The organism is Bacterioplanoides sp., assembly GCF_965219715.1.
Classification (GTDB): domain Bacteria; phylum Pseudomonadota; class Gammaproteobacteria; order Pseudomonadales; family Oceanobacteraceae; genus Bacterioplanoides.
Genome location: NZ_OZ244785.1, coordinates 2,768,453 through 2,790,012, shown reverse-complemented (window position 1 = coordinate 2,790,012; position 21,560 = coordinate 2,768,453). Strand labels below are relative to the sequence as shown.

Here is a 21,560-nt window from a genome sequence, read left to right as displayed (position 1 = left end):
AATCCTGAGGGGGAAACAGGATAAGTCTTTAACCTGCGTCACATAATTAATCGACAAAAGGTTAGTATGCTACCGCTTGTTGTCGGCTTTTTAACATAAGTCTGACCGCTAGCGGGTTAGCCAGAATGCGTCGAGGTATGTAGCTGTGAAAAAAATAACGATGCACAAGAATCTGTTGGCGATGTTGGTGCCTTTAACACTGACCGCCTGTAACAACGAAATAACTTCCGAAGGCTCAACGGATCAGGAAGCGGTGATTGCTTCCAATACTCCGTTTGCTTATGTGTACCGTGACGGTGATGCGGTATTTCGTGATGCATCCGCCCCTGAAGAATATTATCCCGGTGCCAAACTGGTGGTGCGTCCGGCATTAAGTTCCGAAGCCAGTGAACAACAGATTCTCGATTCCGTTTTTGCCGGTCAGAATTACGATGTGAAAGATCTGACGGTTTCTAACGACGGTAAATTCCTGCTGTTCAGCGCCCGCAGTGATCAGGATCAAAGCTGGAATATTTACGAATACTCGTTTGAACAGCAGCAGCTGCAACGCATTATTCGTGATGACGATATTGCTGAAGCCGGTAACGACACTGCACCGGTTTATAGCAACGAACAAATTGTTTTCTCTTCTGACCGGCCAACCCAAGGTCAGGACGATACCTCCAACAATACTCTGTTATTTGCCATTGAACGTGATGGCTCAGCATTACAGCCGATCACCAGCGGCGAACAGCAACAGGATATTCAGGCCGCTGCCCTGGGAAGCGGCGACGTGGTTTTCACTCGCGAATCCTCTGCCCGACAGTTAAGCGCTTTTTCGACGGACACAGCTGCCAACAACAATAGTCAGCTGATGCAGATCAGTGCATCTGGTCAGACATTACAGCCACTGACTAAACAGTTATCTCTGCCACAACAACAGTTGTCGGCACTGGTTCAGGGTCGTAGTGGCCGGTTGATGGCGTTGTCCGGCGCTCAGAATTCCCCCATGGGTGGTGGCCAGATTATTGAGCTGCTGGGATCTTCTGCCAGCACATCGGGTAAGTCGGTCGCCGCCCAAGACACGGCTGCCGATGCCAGCGCTGTGTATCAGGAACTGCGCAGTCGTTCGCTGACTTCCGACACCACCACAGCAAGCACCAATCAGGTGAGCACCAATGGTTGGTACAGCGCTTTCTGGCCATATCGCGATGGCACCAGCCGTATGCTGGTGAGCTGGTCACAATGTCTGAAAACTGATGGTGGAGCAGCGCGTCGTTGTGAAACCGGTGAAAATCTGGATGGTGTGGAACCGCGTTACGGTATCTGGGTATTCGACGCTAATGAAAACTCCCGCCGCCCCGTGTTGCGGGCTAAACGCGACCGCATATACAGCGAAGTTGTGTTGGGTTACCCCAATCAAAATAAAGGCTTACCGTTCGAAACACTGCCTCCTGGCAAGCCGATTGAGCCACCGTTTGTGCCCAAGGATCCTGCGGGCCAGGCTATTTCAGCTCAGCTGACGACCAACGAAGATCAGGCGGTTGCGCTGAACCTGACCAGCCAAACACTGGTCGGTCTGGATCAGCTGACCTCGTTAACTATTTCTGCACTCCCTACCGGTGCCAAACTGCAGCCAGCAACCCGACTGGACAATGGCGACTGGCTGGTGAATCCACAACAGCTGGGGTCGCTGAGTTTTGTACCGGCGGCAGATTCTGCTGCAGATGTGTCGTTAACCACGACGGCAACGTATACCGAATTTAATCTGGAAGGCAGTGCTGACGACCGTAGCCTGAGCTTTAACGGCAATATTAAGATTGCTGTGCACGCTGTGGCGGATAAACCAGCACTCAGCCTGTCGCAGCAGACAAGCGATAATAACCGTCTGCTGAAAGTGAAACTTGCCACCACACTGGCCGACAGTGACGGCAGCGAATCGATTGAAGGTGTTCGCGTAACCGGTGTACCTGCAGGCTCCAGCGTAGCCAATGCCAGCGAGAATAACGGTGGCTGGGTATTGAGTGACCCGAGCCAGACAGAAATTCTGCTTAATCTGGCAGCGGAACAGAAAGACAACTTCAGCATCACGGTTGAACTCACCGTGAACGATATTGATGCCGATGATCAGCAGGCCGGCGCCGATAATGCACGACCAATTAGTCAGCAAAGTGTTAGTGCTGCCATTAGCCTGACCGTGAACAATGGCGGTGATGGCGGTGATGGCGGTGATGGCGGTGATGGCGGTGATGGCGGTGATGGCGGTGATGGCGGTGATGGCGGCGATGGCGGCGATGGCGGCAATGGCACCACTCCGACACTGGGACAGGCGATTTCTGTCTCAGCCGTTACTCAGGAAGATCAGGCCATTACCCTGGCGATTGATACAAGCACAATCAAAGACTTCGCTCAGCTGCAGTCTGTGACGGTTGGTCCTGTTCCGGCCGGTACCAGCATCACTCCGGCAACTGATTTGGGTGAAGGTATGTGGCAGGTGAGCGCCGCTCAGCTGAGCCAGCTGATTGTTCTGCCTGCCAGTGACAGCAGCGTCGATCTGAGCCTCAAAACCACTGCGTCGTTCACCAAAGGTGAAACCAGTCAGCAACATAATGGCCAGCTAAAACTTGCGGTGCAGGCGGTTGCTGATCAGGCTGATCTGGAGCTGAGCCAACAGCCATCTGGCGATGACTATGTTGTTCAGGTTGCTCTGACAGCCACTCTGAACGATAGCGATAACAGCGAAACCATTGATCGTATTGAGTTGCTACAACTGCCTTCTCTGGCGACGGTCGATAATGCCACCAAGCAAGGTGATGTCTGGACTCTGAATAATCCACAGTCACAATCGCTGACCATTCGCCTGGCACAACAGCAACGCGATGCTTTCACGCTGCTGGCTCGTCTGCAAAACAGCGATGTTGATAATGACGATCAGGCCGGTGGTGACGCTTCTCAACGTCCGATCAGTATCAGTCAGAGCGAAGCCAGTCTGGCGATCAAACTGACGCCTCTGCCGCAGGATCCAAGCGGCCAGGCAATTAATGCAAATCTGACCAGCAACGAAGATCAGTCTGTTGCTCTCGGCATTGATGTTTCTGCTCTGACCGGAGGCGACCAGTTACAGCAGGTTGTGATTGGCAACCTGCCGACCGGAGCCAGTCTGTCGCAGGGGCAGAATCTGAATAATGGCCAATGGCGACTGACCGCAGCACAACTGGCCAACGCAGAACTGAACTTGCCGGAACACAGTGGTAACGACTTTGTATTAACCACACAGGCAACCTTTACCGAACTTAATGGTCCGGGTGCAGACGATGATCGTAGCCTCAGTTTTAGCGGCGAGATTCGGGTTACTGTGTATGCCGTTGCCGATAATCTCACACTGACTGCAGAGCAACTGGCGAATAACGACGAGCAACCGAATCAGGTGCGGATCAGCTTCCGTGTCACTAACCCGGATGCCGACGGCAGCGAAAGCCTGAAATCTGTGTTGTTAAGTCAGGTACCTTCCCAGGCCACGGTTGTTGGTGCAACTCAGCAAGCGAATGGCTGGCTGCTGAACGATAGTAATGCTACGAATGCAGAGATTAACCTGCACGCCGATCATCGTGAGAACTTCAATCTCAAGCTGACCGTGGTGAATCAGGATATCGACAGCGATGATCAGACTGCCGATGGCAACAACCCTCGTGCAATCAGCACTCGTCAGGCTGAAACCACCATTGCCATTGTCACTGCGGATCTGCCCAATGAGGCAAACGGTCAGGCGATCAGTGGCGATTATCAGATTAACGAAGATCAAAGCCTGAATTTTGCTTTTGATAGCAACGCGATCAAAGGGTTTGATCAGCTGACACAAGTGGTGATCAGCCAGGTTCCCGCCGGTACACAACTGGCACCGGCAACCGACTTGGGTTCTGGTCGCTGGCAGGTTGCTGCGGCTGATTTGACCAGCCTGAGGCTGACACCCATTGCCCATTCGGGTGACGATCTGACGCTGCCAACCGAAGCCACCTTTGTTAACGAAAATGGCCCGGGCAATGCAGATGATCACAGTCGTAATTACAGTGGTGTGATCAATGTTGTGATACTCGCTGTTGCTGATACTCCGGCGCTGAATGCTCAAGTGTTAGCCCGCAATGACGAACAGCCAAAACAGGTAAAAATTGGCCTGAGTCGCGCGCTGGCGGATACCGATGGCAGTGAGACATTTGTTGATCTGACTTTGTCCGGTTTACCGGCAACCGCGATTGTGACCGATGCAGCATTGCTGGCAGACAACCGCTGGCGCCTGGAAAACCCGGTTACAGATCAGCTGCAGATTAATCTGGCTGACGATTATCAGGGCGACTTTAACCTGACCCTGACTTTGAGCAACCAGGATATCGATAAGGATGATCAGGCGGGTGGTGATGCATCAGTTCGCCCTGTCAGCCGCAACCAGGTTCAGGTCAGCCTGAATATCGATATCAAAGATGATTCCACTGCAGACAATGCGGCTCTGGTTCATCTGCGCTCGGTTTACGCCAAAGGCCTGAGTGATCAGAGTGCCGCGGGAATTGCGACATTGGCAAACCCAACGGTGTCGCCGATGTCGCTGCGCAGCGAACGCTTTGTGCGGGTACTGGCCGAAAAAGCGGAAGGCAATGAACAGTTCGACATCATTGGCTACAGCCCAATCCAGCCGGATGGTTCGGTGTTGTTCGAAGCACCGGCGGGTGTACGTGTCACTCTGGAAGTGGTTAACCGCTACGGTAAAGCGCTGAATGAAATGGACGGCAGCGACTTCCCGTATCAGAACTTCGCCCGCGGTGACTTTTATGCCCGAGCCGTAGAGGGTGAAAACCAACAATTTATTGGTTTCCGTAACAGCGGTGATCTGCGCCCGTACGAAGGTAATGTGGGTGCTCACTCCGGAGCGACATCCAGCAACTGGCCAGGTGTAACCACGGGTTTAACGGCAGAAGTGGGTGAAACCATGGCGCAGACTCTGGCACGTCATAATCCGGCCAGTACTCAGCTGACCATGGATCTGATTTATAACAATCCATGGACGGCCAATAACGCAGATTCTGTTGCTGTAGAGTTAAGCCAGCTGAGCACAGAAAAACCAGTCAGCGCTGCTTGTGAAAGTGATTGGCAACAGGGTTGTGTGATTGATATTCGCTATGAGGAACATATCGTACCGGTGCTGGAGAAGGTTAATCATGTCTTTACCGAATTGACCTTGCTGACCTACGGCAGCGCCGATGGTTCGATGATTACCTACGATGAGTTGTTCAGCGAAGGTGCGCCATTTATGTTCCTGCTGAATCAATACAGCCGCGTTAATCCGGCCAGCTGTCGTCGTAATCTGGCGCCACCGATGACAGAACCTGCGAATGACTGTTTCACCTGTTATTCCCGGGCGCTGATGAATAAGGATGGCGCGGTACTGAGTGCCAACTTCTTCAACCTGTTTGATAACGATAGTGACGATGATCACAGCTACTTCCGTCCACTGGAACTGAGCGAAGAACAGCGTGAACGTTATAAAGGGCTGTTATCGGCTGCGGAGCTGCGTTTGGTTGCCGAATGGCTGGATCAGGGCGCAAAACGTTAACCCCTTTATTGCCATAAAAAATGCCCCGTTTGTTCACTCAAACGGGGCATTTTTTTTTGTTACGACTTTTAATCAGAGTAAAAGCGGAAACTGTTTTTTCCCGCCGCTTTGACCTGATACATCGCCTTATCTGCGTTGGCGATTAATTGTTTAATATCATCTCCATCGTCGGAATACATGGAAATACCAATGCTAGCACCCAACTGAATATCGGCTTCCTGACAGTCAAAAATTCCGGACAATACACCAACCGCTGCAATTAATTTGGTTGAGATTTCTTCCACTTCATGACGCTGATTGATATTGGTGAGAATCACTAAAAATTCATCACCACCAATGCGCGCAACTGTATCCATCGTACGCACACAGGTGCGGAGATTATCGCCCACGGCTTTTAGCAATGAATCACCGGCCTCGTGGCCATAGGTATCGTTAACGGCTTTAAAACCATCAAGATCTACAAATAAAACAGCGACCTGTTTTTTCTCCCGTTGCGCCATATTGATGGCCATTTTAATTCGGTCTTTAGCCAGCCTGAGTGTTGGTAAACCGGTAAGCGCATCATGGTTAGCCAGGTGTTTGATTTTTTCTTCGGCTTGTTTGCGTTCAGTAATTTCCTGATGAGTGCCGGCCATCCATTCGGGCTTGCCATCTGCGGTCCAGCTATACACCTTGCCCCGGTCGTGTACCCACACCCAATGACCATCTTTATGCTTCATGCGTGCTTCGGTGTCGTAGAATTCCAGCTCGCCGTTAAAATGTTGCTCCAGCAGCTCGCCCGATTTTTCCAGATCGTCCGGGTGGGCATAGCTCATCCAGGTGTCGATAGAGACCGGCTGTAGCTCTTCAAGGGAGTAACCAATGATCTCTGCCCAGCGCTGATTAAACACCGTTTCTCCGGTCTGAACGTTCCATTCCCAGCTGCCGACGTTGGTTCCCTCAAGAATATGATTTAACCGTTCCATATGTAATGCCAGGCTTTTTTCGGCCTCCTGGCGTTGTGACATTTCAGCTTTGAGGATCTGCAGATTGCTTGCAGCTAACACTTTAGCGCGGCTGACTTTCTGGTAGAGCCTGACCATCAGACTGAGTATCACCGTAAAAAGCAGACCAGAAATTAATGCTACTTCTGCAGCGTATGATTTATGAGAACGATAAAATTCCGGTGTCGGTTGAATAAACGCCGATACCTGGTGCGCCATAAAAAACTGCGCTGAGCTGAATGCCTGAGACTTAAGCCTGGTATCAAAACCTTTGTCACGAAAAACAACATCATCCTCAAATAATACCTGAATCAATAAGTCATCATTGCGTTGATCCGATTTCGGATTTTGCAGATTCTGGTCGTGCAATTTGTGATTGTGCAGCAGGTTTTCCAGCCAGCTGTCCGTGTTCAGAACCGCAAGCACAAAACCATTAAATTCTTTTTGTACATACAAAGGGAAATAGATTAATACGCCGGTGCCGCCCTGAACCAATTGAATCGGGGAGCTGAGTGTTGGTGCATTCTTCTTTTTTGCTCGTTCCAGAGCTCGCAGACGTCGCTCTTCAAATGCTAAGTCGAGATTAATTGCTGCTTCATTACCTTTTTCCGGCACAACCCAGCGAACGTGATAGCTTTCATCCACCCAGTCGATTGCCTGATAGCCAATATCATCGATGACGTAATTTGTTGCATCGGCGTAGAACTCTGGTCTTGGCGTACCGCCGCGTAATTGCCAGCGATCTGCGAGCCGCTGCACGGCCTGAATCCGTTTATTAATATCATGGCGAATGGCAACCACAATCCGTTCTGAGTGCTGCTGTAAGGTGTGTTCGAGAAACGCCTGTTCACGCTGGTAAACGCTGAACCAGAGAACAAATGACATTGCGGTGAGAAGAATGCCAGCCAGCCATGGTAATAACGGTGAATACATCCATCCGGATGGGCTTGGCGAACGAAGTTTGAGCATCTGAAGTCCCTGCACACAACATATTTGCAGTATAGGCAGAGAATGTTGAATGGCGGTGTATTGGCCTGAATCAGGTCGCAGGTTTCAGCCGGGAGCCTTACTCCCGGAGAGTTTGCTCTGTATGGTAGAGGGTCAGGAGGTGCTACCAAACATGGCAAAGACTTCTGCACCGGTCATATCCTTAGTGTTTTGTGAGAAGCAGTAGAACCCCGGTCTTTCATCAATAAATACCTGATGGTCAAGAACGAGTTGATCGCCTTCCTGAAACAATCCCACAGGCATAATATGTTGCTGGTTTTGCTTTAAACGGTAGAACAGGTGGGTACCGCAACTTTTGCAGAAACCACGTTCGGCCCACTCCGATGAATTAAAGATGCCAATATGATCGTCGCCTGTGAAACTCACTTCCGATCCGGCATCAACCGCCAGAAACGGACCTCCGCCCCATTGGCGGCACATATTGCAATGACAGGCACCAACTCCGGTACTGACCTGGCTGGCTGCGACAGTGACTGATCCACACAGGCAGTTTCCTTGCATTGCGATTTTCTGATTGTTGTTCATAAAGAGTCTCCCTGATTCTGAAAACATCATCTGAACATACTGGAAGTGACAGCAGCTGTCAGCAGAGAAACGTTTGCGAGTGAGAATGGCAAATGTAATGCGACGGGCGAAGCGGGTTTCAAAACGGTTAGTAAAAGTGTAGGGCCGTGCAACCGCTGGTGGCATTATCTGGCGGTTTTTTAAACCTTGATGTTTGTCTTCTTGATTATTCAAGATGGGGTTTGAAAATAAAATTTCAGGGTTTTCCAGGCAAAAGGAAACATTATTTTTTCACAGGTAAAGCTGATGTTTTAATTGTTAGATTCAGCGCGAAAATAATAACAGTCGATCGAGTTGTTTGATGGTCTCATTAATATCCAGTTCCGATTTCCGGAAGTTGTAGAGATTTTGTTCCGTTTTTATATATAAGGTCCTTTCGTGATTGAGTGAGTCTTTAACCTCTTCAGGACTGATGCCGTAAGACGATATAACGTCTTTCCGTATTCGGTGGTCTGCCACTTTGATAAATTCTATTAGCATTTATAACTCCATTTGGTTCATCCATTTTATAAGTTAACTGGTGGAAACCGTGGTTATAGCAAAGAATGTATCGAAAACGAAGATAAATGGACATTGCACCTTTTTGACTAATAAAAAAGGATTGTTGATGTCGGCTTTGGCAGCAATGGAATCCGGATTCCAGACCCCGGATTCAGATTACAGCTGATATTTATCTTCGACTTTCTGAATCAGGTCGTTGGTTACCCGCAGGCTTTCGAGTAAATCCAGCAGGTTGTAGTCGAGATTCACATTCAGGTGAGTTGCCTGACCATCAAAGAAGCCAGGGTTATGACCCTGGAATTGCAACGCCAGATTCAGCTGACCATCGGGCTGATATTCAACACCGGATTCCAGCTGGTCGTAATGAAAGTTCTCCAGCAATTGCAGCGCCAGACCAACCGTTTGGTCAGAAGCTTTGAGTGCCTGGCTGGTGGAATTGTTGTATTGAATAATGCCACCCGGAGCACGAGCGAATAACGTACCGCCGGGCACTTGTGGCCCTTCCTGGGTTAAAACAATGGGCAGAACGCCGTCGAGTACACCGGTCGCGGATATCTCAGCATTCGGCTCCAGCTTAGCTAATTCACTTAACTGAATATTTTCGACTTCGATGCCAAACGCGTTGATCTCTTTACTGGTATCAAACCGTATTAAAGGCGTATGAACCCGGCCGCCAAGTACATTGGTATGCATCTCATACACTTCGATCAGTGCTGAAGAAAAGTCTGCCGGAATTTTCGTCTGGCTGCGTGCCAGAATATTCGAAAGTTTAACCCCGCTGTTCAGGCTGTCACCGGCCACTTGCGCATCAACAATAAAGTCGCCGGGCAGGTTACTGGAGAAATCAATCGGGCGCCGTACGGCAAATAAACCGCGCCATTTTTCCAGTGACAGCGAGTTATCATAGGTTGCGCTGACGTTGTCAAAACGCAGGGTTAAATCCGGTTTAATCTGTAATGGCTGGTCGCCTTGTTGTTGCCAGTCAATCCAGCCCTGACCCGATAACGCACCGTCGAGCAGTTGCATCTGAGTCAGCGTTGTCATTTCGCTGAGATTGAGACTATCCCAGTTAAGGGGCACATCATTCATATGCCATTGCAACGAACCCTGCTGCTCCTTCCCGGCTTGCTGATGCTGCAGCTTGGAACGCAGTTTGAGCTGTTGGTTGGCAGCCAGCAGATTCAGCTCAGCGTTAATAGCAAGGTTTGCCGGGTCGCTGTCTGAAGTTGTTAGTGCAATATTTAACGGCCCTTGCAGGGAAGCGTCGGGTAGTGGCCACTCCCCAAAGCGTGATGGCGATAAGTTCAGGCTTAACTGGCACAGGCTATTAATATGACGTTCGGCCTGACGGTCTTTAATTTCGGGAATACAGGCAATACTGCTGTCGGCAATCTCTAGCTGAGCAATGTCGGTGCTGCGCTTTTTATTTTGCTGCTTAACATTAATTGACAATGCTCCCAGGCCGATATTCAGTGGTTTGAAATGCCACTCTCCCTGGTTGTTCTCAACCAACAAATCGTTCAGTAGTGTTAAATGAATGTCGGAAAAATCAACGCTTTTTTCTGCATTTTTCTTGGTGCTTTTGTTGGAAGCCGTTTCACCTTCAGATTTATTTTCATCCGGCAACTGAAGTGTTTGCAGTGCTAACCGGTTGCTGATTCCTTTGGCCGACCACAGACGCCAGTTACCGTTAACGTCAGCAGCAAATTCAATCTGGCCACTGCTGTTTAACTGACCCTGGGGAAGCGATGCTTGTTGTTGGTCTGCACTCATATCCAGTTTAAGTACACCGCTTAGTCCGGTGGCGAGCTTCCACTCTACTTTTGGTGATAGAGACATTGTGAGTTGCTGTTGCTGCGCGGTGACTTCCCAGTTTAATAAACCGTTGGCGGAGCACTGCTCGAAGCGACGATCACATTGCGCTATAAATGCCGGTTGCTGCGATGATTGTTGAATCTCGTAACCTTGCTGATCATTCAACAAAGACAGGTGATGCTGATTAAATACTGTCAGATCCAGACCCTGATCGTGTTTTTTATCCAGTGTCAGTTTGCTGAAACCCGACAGCCAGTTTAACTGCTGACCAGATTCTTTATCTGTGAACAATCGGGTTTGTTCGCTGTTGAATGTCAGCGTACTGTGAACTTCGATACCCTGGGGAATACGCAAGCTGGCGGGTAAGCGAATATCTGCATCCAGCTCAGCGGTGGTTAATGGCAGTTGCGCGGAAATATCCAACAGCAGACGCTGACTGAGTGCTTTCAGGTCGAGATTATTATTCAGTTTAATTCGGGTTGTGCCCGCGTTGTCCTGCTCGATATTGGCATGCAGCTGGGCCAGTAATTGCTGACTCTCAGATATCAGAATTAATAAATCGCCGCTGTTCTGCAACTGCATTTCCAATTGCCATGGCAGCGGGCTGTTATCCAGTTGGGTTTCCCCCCATACACGCCATAGCTGTGGATTAACTTCAGCCTGAAGGCCAGCACTGATCGTCGGGTGCTGTAAATTAATTTTTGCAATATTGAGCGATTCCAGCGGCAGAGTTAACCACTGTTTAAACGCTGGAATTTCTATAAGCGGGTTTTCTTTTAAGGTCTCATTAGCCGCGTGTTTGGCTCCGGCCGCTGCAACACCAGCAATCTTTTTACCGCTGTCTCCAGCCAGTGATAATGTCACTTCCTGAATGGATAAACTTTTCAGTTGGCCACGGATGACTTCCGCCGGTGAATAGCGCAGGTTGAAATCCTGCAAGGCGAATAAGCTGCCATCAGATAATGGCATTTGTAGTTGTTCGATATGAAGGCGTTGCCAGGAGAAGTGACTAACCCGGATGGTACCGTTTTCAATACCGGCTGTTTGCAGAATATCCGGTAGCCAGCGGTTCAGGGCTGGTTTCAGCAGGGTTGGCAGGAAAACAATCAGCAGAGATAAACTGACCAGTGTGATGCAAAGTCCGATTAATAATGATTTAACCCAGCTTTTCATCGGGCCTCCCTGCAACCGTATGAGTTTTTATAAGTACGATTGTGTTTTATCGCAGCAACGGGATGTCGCATTGGCATCGGGCCACCAGAATGTGGCACCGATGCGGCGGCTAAAAATAACCGTATTTGTGCAAACGAATTATTTATTTAGTGATGGTTTTTACACCGTCCTGGGTACCCAGCAATAAAACATTCGCCGGGCGCAGAGCAAATAAACCGTTAGTAACAACACCGGTAATCTGGTTGATTTTCTCTTCCAGCTCCAGCGGTGAAGCAATACGCAGGTTGTGAACGTCAAGGATATGGTTACCGTTATCGGTCACAACTCCGGTGCGGTATACCGGGTCACCGCCGAGTTTTACCAGTTCACGGGCAACATAAGAGCGAGCCATCGGAATCACTTCAACCGGCAGTGGGAATTCACCCATGGTATCAACCAGTTTGCTTTCGTCGGCCACACAGACAAACTCTTTGGCAACGGCAGCAACAATCTTTTCACGCGTCAGGGCGGCGCCACCACCTTTGATCATTTCCAGGTTGTGGTTAATTTCATCGGCACCGTCGATATAGAAATCAAAACCGGCAACCTGATTCAGGTCGTACACTTCGATACCATGATCTTTCAGACGTTGCGCTGATGCTTCGGAGCTGGCCACTGCGGCTTCAAAGTCATGCTTGTATTTGGCCAGAGCATCAATAAAGCAGTTGGCGGTAGAGCCGGTGCCAACACCAACGATGCTGTCTTTTTCCAGTTTCGGCAGAATGTATTCTGCAGCAGCTTCGCCGACGGCGCGTTTTAATTCGTCCTGGTTCATTTAGTCTTGCTCTTGGCTAATAACGGGGTTGGTTTCGGGGAATTATATGCGTTGATGGGGTACAATGCGCCCCACGAACCGCAAAAGTAACTAAAAAATTCTGTAAAACGGCCATCTCATGTCGAATCCATTGCTTAACGATTATCTGAAGAAAATACTCAGCGCCCGCGTTTATGACATCGCGATTGAATCTGCGCTGGATAATGCGCCTTTTCTCAGCGAGCGTTTAGGTAACCAGATTTGGCTGAAGCGTGAAGATGAACAGCCGGTTTACTCGTTCAAGATCCGCGGTGCTTACAACAAGGTTGTGCAGCTCAGTGACGATGAAAAAGCCGCAGGTGTTGTTGCTGCCTCTGCCGGTAACCACGCCCAGGGACTGGCCTTGGCCGCGAAAGAGCTGGGAATTAAAGCAACCATCGTAATGCCCCGGACAACACCGGAAATTAAGGTGCAGTCGGTAAAAGCACGTGGTGCCAAGGTGGTGTTACACGGTGACGCTTTTGACGATGCCTTTGCGTACTCGCAAAAGCTGGTTGAAGAAAAGGGCATGACTTATATCCATCCTTACGATGACCCGGAGACCATTGCTGGTCAGGGCACGATTGGCATGGAGATCCTGCGTCAGATGCGTCAGCCGGTTGATGCGATTTTTGTTCCGGTTGGTGGTGGTGGCCTGGCGGCCGGTGTTGCCGCTTATGTTAAGGCGCTGCGCCCGGAAATTAAGGTGATCTCGGTGGAGAGCACGGAATCGGCTTGTCTGGCGGCGGCGATGGCCGAAGGCGAGCGTGTGATTCTCGATCAGGTTGGCATCTTTGCCGACGGTGTGGCGGTGGCTCAGATTGGTGAAAACACCTGGGAAGTGTGTAAAGACCATATCGATGAGTGTATTACGGTTACGCCGGACGAAATCTGTGCAGCGATTAAAGACATCTTCGACGATACCCGTGCGGTGTGTGAACCCGCAGGTGCGCTGGCGGTTGCCGGTATGAAGAAATACGTCGAGCAGGAAAGCTGCGAAGAGCAGAACTTTGTTGCCATCATGAGTGGCGCTAACGTGAACTTTGACCGTCTGCGTTATATCTCGGAGGTTGCCGAGATTGGTGAAGGCCGTGAAGTGATTCTGGCGGTGACGATTCCGGAGCAGGCGGGCAGCTTCCAGCAGTTCTGCAATCTGCTGGGCAAACGCCCGATTACCGAGTTTAACTACCGTTATGGCGATGACGATAAGGCCCGCATCTATGTTGGTGTAAAAGTCGGCGCAGAAGGTAATGCCCGTCAGGAGCTGTTAAACGAGCTGCAGTCGAAGGGTTATCCGGTAATGGATATTACCGATAATGAAATTGCCAAGTACCACATCCGTCATATGGTCGGTGGTCATGCGCCGGATGCGGTAAATGACGAGCGTGTGTATCGCTTTGAATTCCCGGAGCGTCCGGGCGCGTTGCTGAACTTCCTGCGTAAGCTGGGTAAGCGCTTTAATATCTCGCTGTTCCATTATCGTAACCATGGCGCTGCGTTTGGTCGGGTGCTGGTTGGTCTGCAGGTGCCGGAAGATAAGGTGCCGCAGCTGGAAGGCTACCTGAACGAGTTGGGTTACCGCTTCTGGGATGAAACCAATAACGAAGCCTACCAACTGTTCCTGCGCTGATTGCAGCCGCATCCAGTGATGGTGCTCTGACAGAAAAGACAGGTTATTGCCTGTCTTTTTTGCTTTTGGCCTGCAGTTCGCCAGGTTATTTCGTTAACGGAATAACAGCTTTGGCCAGAAAAACTTGCGCCAACCCCGCTAACATCAAATAATTGCAGTATTGTTACAACCCCATTAACACCAAACCGGAATGGATTCTGCAGAATAATAATGAGAAGAATCTTATGCTGTTTTATATTCGCGCCGTTCTGTTAACCGGCTATTTTCTACTGGCCTGTTTTATCGGTCTGGTTGTCTGTTTCGTTCGCCCTTTCCATCAGAATAATACCCGCGACTGCGCCCGTATTCTCGGCTGGGGCCGTCATCTCTTGGGCATTCGTCTGGAGCAGGCCAATCACAATCCAATGCAGGGAAAGCAAGCGGTTTATATCTCGAACCACCAGAATAACCAGGATGTGTTTGTTTACACTGAGATGATTCCTGGCAATGTGGCGATTCTGGGAAAAAGCACGCTGAAATACGTGCCGATTTTTGGCTTATTGTTCTGGTTGGCGGGCAATATTTACATCAACAAAAAGAACCGTGCCAAAGCCTGGGAAACCATGGCAGCAGTGGCTGATGATGTGAATCGTAAGCAATGTTCTGTGTATATCTTCCCGGAAGGTACCCGCAGCCGTGGTCGTGGTTTGTTACCTTTTAAATCCGGTGCCTTTGCGCTGGCGATTGAAGCCGGGCTGCCGATTGTGCCAATTATTTATTCGTCATCCGACAAGAATATTGATCTGAGCTGTCTGCATGCCGGTACCGCCATGGTGAAATTCCTCGATCCGATTCCAACCGACGGTCTGGGTGAAGATGATGTGAAAGCGCTGGCTGAAAAGTGTCGCACCATTGTCGCCGATGCGATTGATGAGATGGACATGGAACTGGCCGCACGCCGCAGCCAACCCAAGGTATCGTATCATTCCTGACCCTGAAACAACTCCGGAAGCTAAAAAGCCAGGACTTGTTCCTGGCTTTTTTTGTTTCTGGCTGAAATAAGCTGGCACGGCCTGATCTACCTGAGCCAGCTACACTGATGACACGCAATTTAAGGTGAATACACGTTGAGTGCCGATGATTTTTTAAATAAACGGAAATTTATTATTCGGCTGGGCAAGGCGCTGCATAAGTTCGGTACGCCGGCGTATCGGCTGGAGGCTCACCTGCAGAATGTGTCTGCCAAGCTGGGTCTGGAAGGTTATTTTCTGGTATCGCCCACTTCGATGACCTTTGTGCTGAATCACGATGAGGATCCGCAAGGTGCTGCAGCAAACGGTGTTCATACTCAGGAATACACCCATATTGCCCGGGTAACTCCCGGAGAACTCGATCTCGGCTCTCTGGCCCGTTGTGACAAGCTGGTGGACGAACTGGCTTCCGGAGAACGTAATCTGCAGGAGGCGATTGAGCGCCTGGCCGATATTGAATCACGCCCGAACCCTTACGGTGTGGCGTTGACTTGCGGTTCATTTACCGCCGCCGCCGCAGCCTTTGCCATGCTGATGGAGACCAGCTGGAATGATGTTATCTGGTCCGGGCTGTTTGGTTTTATCGTCTACTGGTTGGTGTTTATCGCAGAGCGTTCCCGCCGTATGGCGGAAATGCTGGAGCCACTGTCCGCCATTGTTTGTGCCCTGGGGGCGTGTGCTATTTCGGTGTTTGATCCCGGCATTAATATTCCGGTGGTGATTCTGTCCGGCATTATTATTTTTATTCCGGGCCTGGCGCTGACGATTGGTTTGGCGGAACTGGCAGCGCGCGATCTGATTTCCGGAACGGCACGGGTGATGGACGCCATGATGCTGTTGTTTAAGCTGTATTTTGGCGCTGTACTGGGGATGACTCTGGGGCGCGCGCTGTTTGGTGATGTTGCCTATATCGCGCCGCCTTCGGTGCCGGAAATTGCACATTGGCTGGCGGTACCGATTTTATCCATCTGTCTGGTGTTTATTTTCCGGGCGCGTTTAAAAGACGCATTCTGGGGAATACTGGCGGGTGTGATTGCGTATTCCTGCGCCGAGCTGGCGATGGTGTATTTCACCAGTTCCATCGGGATCTTTTTTGGAGCATTAGCGGTCGGAGTATATGCCAACCTGTACGCGCGCTGGATGAAAGCCCCGGCTTCCATCGCTTTGCTGCAGGGTATTGTGATTCTGGTGCCGGGCAGCAAAGCCTATATTGGTTTAAATGCGATGATTTCCGGCGAAATGATGCTTAACCAGGTGGCGATTGGCTCCCAGGTGTTTTTGATTTTTATGTCGCTGATTGCCGGGCTGATTTTTGCTAACGTATTAATGCCACCGCGACGAACTTTATGATCTTCTGATCGGAGAATGTATGAAACGATTTTTCTGGCCACTGCTGATTGTCAGCCATTTGGGTATTGGTTTTATCGGTTTTGCTTTAGGGATTTATGCCTTACCCATTCTGATTGCGCCAAAGTCACCGGACAATCTGGAAATGATGCAGAAAATTACCCATACCGAGTTTATTGGTGAGTTTCAGCGAGACCTGCAGGACAGCGATTTCCTCCATTGGGGAGAAGGCAAGTTACGTGTGGGTGATGGTTTTATCGCCTTTGAAGGTGAGCTGGCTCCAGGGCCAGACTATAAGCTGTATTTATCGCCACAGTTTGTTGAAACCGAAGCCGATTTTAATCGTCTGAAATCCGACATGGTGCAGGTCGGTGATGTGCAGACCTTCGATCGGTTTATTTTACCGTTGCAGCAGAATATCTCGTTGGATAACTACAACACCGCCATTGTCTGGTGTGAAACCTTTGGCCAGTTTATTTCGGCAGCGCAGTTTAAGCCCTGACGGCAGGGTACGTTCTCTACAACAAAAAAAGCCTGCATTGATGCAGGCTTTTTTGTATCTGGCATACAGCCAATCAGGCTAATGCTGGGCTCAGGCGTTTAATAAACGTACCAGCGCTTCGCCAACTGCGTGGGCACTGGAAGGGTTCTGACCCGTAATAACGCGTTCGTCTTCGATAACAAACTCGCCCCATGGCTGAACCTTAGAGTATTTAGCAGCTGTGCGTGCCAGCGACTCTTCCAGCAGGAACGGGATGTCGTTGATGGTGCCGTAATCCACTTCTTCCTCACGGGTGAAACCAGTGACCGATTTGCTTGCCAGCAGTTTTTCGCCGTTAGATAAGGTGATTGGCAGCAGGCTCGCAGGACCATGGCATACCGCAGCCAGAATACCGCCAGCTTCGTAATGTGACGCGGCTAGGTCAGCAACTTGTTTGTTTTCTGCCAGATCAGACAGCAGGCCAAAACCACCCGGATAGAAGATCGCAGCGTAATCGTCGATATTGATCTGGGAAGCCGGGATGGTGTTGTTCATACGGTTGCTGAAGTTGTCGTCAGCCAGTACCTGATCGTTCACCGGATCATTTTCAATATCGGTACCGTAGATTGGTGCTTTGCCACCCTGGATCGAAATGATGTCGTAATCGATGTTGGCCTTATTCAGCAAATCAACAACGTGGGTCAGCTCTGGCGAGTAAGTGCCGTTGGCCTGATCGGTATCGCCCAGTGTGGCGTGGTTAGTAACGGGAATCAGAACTTTCTTCATAACAGGTGCCTCATTAGCGGAGATGCGTTAACGGTGATTATGCTAAAGCTTTGCTGGTCTGGTTATAATCTGGTAGATCGACAAATCATTATTGCTGTTTGGCAAAAGTAGAGGAATGGAACGGTGGATAGCTTCGATGGAATTATTGAGTTTGTCGCCGTCGCAGAAAAGCAGGGGTTTTCTGCCGCAGCGCAAGAGTTGGGTTGCAGCACCAGCCATGTCAGCCGTCAGGTCTCCCGCCTCGAGCAACGACTGGGGTCGGCATTGGTGGCCCGAACCACTCGCTTGGTGAGCCTGACCGAAGCCGGTAATCTCTATTATCAGCAGTGCCGGGAGTTACTGAATGGCTTACAACAGGCCAATGAGCAACTGGGATCGCAACAGTATCAACTCAGCGGTGTGTTACGTGTCAGTCTCGCCGGAACGTTTTCCGAAACCTATGTGATGCCGGCGTTGATGGAGTTTGCCCGTCAGCATCCGGAGCTGAAGTTACAGCTCGACTTTAATACGCATATCGTTAACTTTGTTGAGAGCGGTTTTGATTTTGCCATTCGTTTTGGCCAGTTACAGGACTCTGGACTGGTGGCAAGGAAGCTGGTGCAGAGATCAATGATGGCGGTTGCGAGTAACGATTATCTGCAGCAATTCGGTACTCCGGAGCATCCGGATCAGCTACGCCAGCATCAGTGTATTTACAATAACGATCAATGGACCTTTCAGCTGGCAGACAGAGCAACGTCGGTCAAAGTCAGTGGCCGTATTCATACCAACAATCAGCACGCGCTAGTGAATGCCTGTAAAAGTGGCTTGGGCATTGCGTATATGCCACGACGTAACCTTCAACCGCTGGTGGATCAGGGGCTTGCGGTACCGGTACTTGAACCCTATTGGTATCAGGGAATTAACAACTGGGTGGTGTACCCGAATCGTCGCTTTTTGCCAGCCCGAGCACGTCTGGCGATCAATTATCTGCTGCAGCACTTTGCTGATTGGCAGGAGTAATTGAAAAACATTTGTTATTCAAGGTAATTGCTGATGTAACAATGTACGCAGTTTTTTCCGTTTTTCTTTGCCATATACAGGGCTGCGTCAACGAACTGAAAAAGTTCGCAAAGCTCTGGTGTTGCGGTGTGTTGATCAAGAGCGTAGGCACCGATACTGGTGGTGATTGATAGTGAATGATTTCTGACGTCTATCGAAGACTTACCGATATTGCGGTTAATGGTTTCGGCTATTCCTCTGATTTGCGATTTGTCTACTCCTGGCATCAGTATAAGAAATTCGTCGCCACCATAGCGGCCCAATAGGTCGTTCGGACGGATCATGTTTGATAGTAATTGCGAAAATTCAACCAGCACCTGGTCGCCAACCTCGTGGCCGAGGGTATCATTAATCTTTTTAAAATCGTCGACATCTAACATCAGGCAGGCGATTGGCATGCTATCGCTGCGTGCTAACAAACGTTCAGCTAATTCCAGAAACTTCCGGCGAGAATAAACACTGGTCAGAAAGTCGAAGCTGGCGTGATGCTGTAGCTGTTGTTCCAATTCTTTTTGTGCCGTTATGTCATACCAGATAACGGTAGCAGCAATGATATTGCTATCATCATCATATACAGGTGCAGCGCTGGCTAATGCCCATTTTTTTCGGCCATCGTCCAGTTCTACAATCACAATTTCATTTTCAACAATTTCTCCATGAACCAGAGCCCTACCGAGCGGCATTTTCTCTCCTGTAAGTAGCTGACCATCTTCGGAATATTCCTTCCATGATTGCATATATTCTTCAATGGGTATGCCAAGCAAACGAGAGTCCGTCTGGCCACGAAAACGCACAACGGATTCATTGATATAAATAATCTCTCCATCAGGAGCTTCTGCGATGATGATGCAGGCAGGTGATGTATCGATCGTGCTTTGCAGGTGGGATAGAAATTTTTGATCCAGCTTTCGGCCAACAACAGTCATAACAATACCGAGGTCCAGTAAGAGCGCCTGTACCGGATCAGGTTAGGTGAAATAAGCTATAGGCGCACTATTTATAAGAAAATGGTCTATATAGAAGCTTTGCGACAAATATTGCCATAAGCCTATGCGGCGTTTGTTGAGGTCAAGAAAAGTTTCTGGAGGTATTATGTCAATAATGAATACATTAATTCTCTGAATTTCTTCACAGACTTATCACACTGCTCCAGATGTTGCCGGGTTAGCACTACCTGCCAGCCGTCATCATCAAGCCCAAGAATGCAGGGCGCGCGATCTTTAGCCAGTTCCAGTTGCCCGGCTTCCAGTTCATCCAGGTGGCGATTAAAAAAAGGAGCGGGGAAGTTTTCCTTAAAAGCGGTGAAACTCTCTTTTTCTGCTGCCAGTACATGGCTGATATCACACAGGGCGCAACTGCGGGTGCCGGTCAGTTTGCCAACAACATATCGAATTTCACCCAGTAGTGAACCTTCTGCGTTATAAACGCCAACAAATTCGCGATACGCCATCACTCAGTCCTCTGCAGTTGTTACTGTTCAGGCTAGCGTTATGTATCGCGAAAGGCCAGCGGTGTCAGCTGTTGGCAATGGTATCAACCCGCAAACCACCGACGCCCTCTACAACAGCGGGTGGGCCTGATAAAATCAGGTGTTTTGCACTTCCTGTAACGGATTCCACTGTCATGCCGGAACAAATCCCCAACGATTCTGTTGGCCTGGTTACGCCTCAGGTACATCACTTTGATCAGCCGCTGACATTGCGCAGTGGCCGGGTGTTGCCGAGCTACGACCTGGTGTACGAAACCTATGGTGAGCTGAATGCAGATCACTCCAACGCCATTCTGATTTGCCATGCCTTAAGTGGCGATCATCATGCCGCCGGTTATCACAGCATGGACGACAAAAAGCCAGGCTGGTGGGACAGTGCGATTGGTCCGGGTAAGGCCATCGATACCAACCGCTTTTTTGTGGTGGCGCTGAATAATCTGGGGGGCTGTTCGGGATCATCCGGGCCGACCAGTATCAATCCCGAGACGGGCAAGGAATACGGGCCGGAATTTCCGATTGTCGCCGTCCGTGACTGGGTTAACTCCCAGGCACGTTTAGCTGATGTCTTAGGCATTCAGCAATGGGCAGCGGTTGTTGGTGGCAGCTTAGGCGGAATGCAGGTTTTACGCTGGTCGATTCAATTTCCTGAACGTTTACGCCATGCGGTGGTAATTGCCTCAGCACCTAAGTTATCGGCGCAGAATATTGCCTTTAACGAAGTGGCACGCCAGGCGATTGCCAAAGATCCGGAGTTCCACGACGGCAACTACGCAGCACATAACACCATTCCGAAAACCGGTTTAATGCAGGCGCGTATGCTTGGACATCTGACTTATCTGTCTGATGATGCGATGAAACAGAAATTCGGCCGGGAATTAAAAGAAGGCAAACTGAATTACAGTTTTGCACCGGAATTTCAGGTGGAAAGTTATCTGCATTATCAGGGTGAAAAATTCTCCACCCGGTTTGATGCCAACACCTACATGTTGATGACCAAAGCGCTGGATTATTTTGATCCGGCTGCCGATTACGACAATGATCTGGTGAAATGCCTGAGCAATGCACAATGCGATTTTATGGTGATGTCATTTACCACCGACTGGCGTTTCTCTCCGGAACGATCGCAGGAAATTGTGGATGCATTAATTCATGCCGACAAAAACGTCAGCTATGCCTGCATCGAATCTGATAACGGTCACGATGCATTTTTGCTGCCGATTCCACGTTACCTGGATATCTTTTCGGCTTACATGGAACGTGTTGCCTGTGATATTCCGGCTTTATCTGAGACAGGAGTGGCGTCATGACAACAGCAACAA

The 21,560-nt window shown here is 49.8% G+C and carries 14 protein-coding genes; 7 read left to right on the top strand and 7 right to left on the bottom strand.

Going from position 1 to position 21,560, the window contains the following annotated elements:
- Positions 1 to 145 precede the first annotated feature (145 nt).
- Complete coding sequence (locus ACOQOZ_RS13205; RefSeq protein ID WP_420588617.1) at positions 146 to 5,581, top strand: hypothetical protein; 5,436 nt, start codon at positions 146 to 148, stop codon at positions 5,579 to 5,581.
- A 68-nt stretch (positions 5,582 to 5,649) separates the two neighbouring features.
- Here the strand turns inward: ACOQOZ_RS13205 and ACOQOZ_RS13200 are convergent, their stop codons facing one another.
- The 4 genes from ACOQOZ_RS13200 to rpiA form a co-directional block, all read right to left on the bottom strand.
- A complete protein-coding gene (locus ACOQOZ_RS13200) occupies positions 5,650 to 7,533 on the bottom strand; it encodes a diguanylate cyclase domain-containing protein (protein ID WP_420588616.1) in 1,884 nt (627 codons plus the stop codon).
- A 132-nt stretch (positions 7,534 to 7,665) separates the two neighbouring features.
- Positions 7,666 to 8,097 (bottom strand): GFA family protein, encoded by a 432-nt coding sequence (locus ACOQOZ_RS13195; protein ID WP_420588615.1) that lies wholly within the window; start codon positions 8,095 to 8,097, stop codon positions 7,666 to 7,668.
- A 696-nt stretch (positions 8,098 to 8,793) separates the two neighbouring features.
- Entirely contained in the window at positions 8,794 to 11,625 is a 2,832-nt protein-coding gene (locus ACOQOZ_RS13190; RefSeq protein WP_420588614.1) for an intermembrane phospholipid transport protein YdbH family protein, read from the bottom strand.
- Positions 11,626 to 11,767: 142 nt separating this feature from the next.
- Entirely contained in the window at positions 11,768 to 12,439 is a 672-nt protein-coding gene (gene rpiA / locus ACOQOZ_RS13185) for a ribose-5-phosphate isomerase RpiA (RefSeq protein ID WP_420588613.1), read from the bottom strand.
- A gap of 118 nt (positions 12,440 to 12,557) precedes the next feature.
- Here rpiA and ilvA point away from each other — a divergent pair, with 118 nt between their 5' ends.
- The 4 genes from ilvA to ACOQOZ_RS13165 all read left to right on the top strand — a co-directional run bounded on the left by ilvA (position 12,558) and on the right by ACOQOZ_RS13165 (position 16,946).
- Positions 12,558 to 14,087, top strand: a complete 1,530-nt coding sequence (gene ilvA, locus ACOQOZ_RS13180) for a threonine ammonia-lyase, biosynthetic (protein WP_420588612.1) — start codon at positions 12,558 to 12,560, stop codon at positions 14,085 to 14,087.
- Positions 14,088 to 14,311: 224 nt separating this feature from the next.
- The gene (locus ACOQOZ_RS13175; protein ID WP_420588611.1) at positions 14,312 to 15,058 is read left to right on the top strand and encodes a 1-acylglycerol-3-phosphate O-acyltransferase; all 747 of its coding nucleotides are present in this window, start codon (positions 14,312 to 14,314) and stop codon (positions 15,056 to 15,058) included.
- 135 nt (positions 15,059 to 15,193) lie between these two features.
- A complete protein-coding gene (locus ACOQOZ_RS13170; RefSeq protein ID WP_420588610.1) occupies positions 15,194 to 16,447 on the top strand; it encodes a threonine/serine ThrE exporter family protein in 1,254 nt (417 codons plus the stop codon).
- Positions 16,448 to 16,466: 19 nt separating this feature from the next.
- Complete coding sequence (locus ACOQOZ_RS13165; protein WP_420588609.1) at positions 16,467 to 16,946, top strand: DM13 domain-containing protein; 480 nt, start codon at positions 16,467 to 16,469, stop codon at positions 16,944 to 16,946.
- A gap of 90 nt (positions 16,947 to 17,036) precedes the next feature.
- Here ACOQOZ_RS13165 and ACOQOZ_RS13160 read toward each other — a convergent pair whose 3' ends face one another.
- A complete protein-coding gene (locus ACOQOZ_RS13160) occupies positions 17,037 to 17,711 on the bottom strand; it encodes a type 1 glutamine amidotransferase domain-containing protein (RefSeq protein ID WP_420588608.1) in 675 nt (224 codons plus the stop codon).
- 123 nt (positions 17,712 to 17,834) lie between these two features.
- Here ACOQOZ_RS13160 and ACOQOZ_RS13155 point away from each other — a divergent pair, with 123 nt between their 5' ends.
- Positions 17,835 to 18,713 carry a LysR family transcriptional regulator gene (locus ACOQOZ_RS13155; protein ID WP_420588607.1) on the top strand — a complete coding sequence of 293 codons (879 nt, stop codon included), beginning with the start codon at positions 17,835 to 17,837 and terminating at the stop codon, positions 18,711 to 18,713.
- 14 nt (positions 18,714 to 18,727) lie between these two features.
- On the opposite strand, the gene ACOQOZ_RS13150 is transcribed toward ACOQOZ_RS13155, so the two are convergent.
- Positions 18,728 to 19,678, bottom strand: coding sequence for a diguanylate cyclase (locus tag ACOQOZ_RS13150; protein ID WP_420588606.1), 951 nt, complete (start codon positions 19,676 to 19,678; stop codon positions 18,728 to 18,730).
- Between the two features lie 164 nt (positions 19,679 to 19,842).
- Entirely contained in the window at positions 19,843 to 20,202 is a 360-nt protein-coding gene (locus ACOQOZ_RS13145; RefSeq protein ID WP_420588605.1) for a hypothetical protein, read from the bottom strand.
- A 173-nt stretch (positions 20,203 to 20,375) separates the two neighbouring features.
- Here ACOQOZ_RS13145 and metX point away from each other — a divergent pair, with 173 nt between their 5' ends.
- On the top strand, positions 20,376 to 21,548 hold the full coding sequence (gene metX / locus ACOQOZ_RS13140) for a homoserine O-succinyltransferase MetX (RefSeq protein WP_420588604.1): 1,173 nt from the start codon (positions 20,376 to 20,378) through the stop codon (positions 21,546 to 21,548).
- Positions 21,549 to 21,560: the final 12 nt, after the last annotated feature.

What these genes read in the sequence shown, in the direction of transcription:
- ACOQOZ_RS13200 (WP_420588616.1), bottom strand. Translation starts at nt 7,533, where the DNA reads ATGCTCAAACTTCGTTCGCCAAGCCCATCCGGATGGATGTATTCACCG.
- ACOQOZ_RS13195 (WP_420588615.1), bottom strand. Translation starts at nt 8,097, where the DNA reads ATGAACAACAATCAGAAAATCGCAATGCAAGGAAACTGCCTGTGTGGA.
- ACOQOZ_RS13190 (WP_420588614.1), bottom strand. Translation starts at nt 11,625, where the DNA reads ATGAAAAGCTGGGTTAAATCATTATTAATCGGACTTTGCATCACACTG.
- rpiA (WP_420588613.1), bottom strand. Translation starts at nt 12,439, where the DNA reads ATGAACCAGGACGAATTAAAACGCGCCGTCGGCGAAGCTGCTGCAGAA.
- ilvA (WP_420588612.1), top strand. Translation starts at nt 12,558, where the DNA reads ATGTCGAATCCATTGCTTAACGATTATCTGAAGAAAATACTCAGCGCC.
- ACOQOZ_RS13175 (WP_420588611.1), top strand. Translation starts at nt 14,312, where the DNA reads ATGCTGTTTTATATTCGCGCCGTTCTGTTAACCGGCTATTTTCTACTG.
- ACOQOZ_RS13165 (WP_420588609.1), top strand. Translation starts at nt 16,467, where the DNA reads ATGAAACGATTTTTCTGGCCACTGCTGATTGTCAGCCATTTGGGTATT.
- ACOQOZ_RS13160 (WP_420588608.1), bottom strand. Translation starts at nt 17,711, where the DNA reads ATGAAGAAAGTTCTGATTCCCGTTACTAACCACGCCACACTGGGCGAT.
- ACOQOZ_RS13150 (WP_420588606.1), bottom strand. Translation starts at nt 19,678, where the DNA reads ATGACTGTTGTTGGCCGAAAGCTGGATCAAAAATTTCTATCCCACCTG.
- ACOQOZ_RS13145 (WP_420588605.1), bottom strand. Translation starts at nt 20,202, where the DNA reads ATGGCGTATCGCGAATTTGTTGGCGTTTATAACGCAGAAGGTTCACTA.
- metX (WP_420588604.1), top strand. Translation starts at nt 20,376, where the DNA reads ATGCCGGAACAAATCCCCAACGATTCTGTTGGCCTGGTTACGCCTCAG.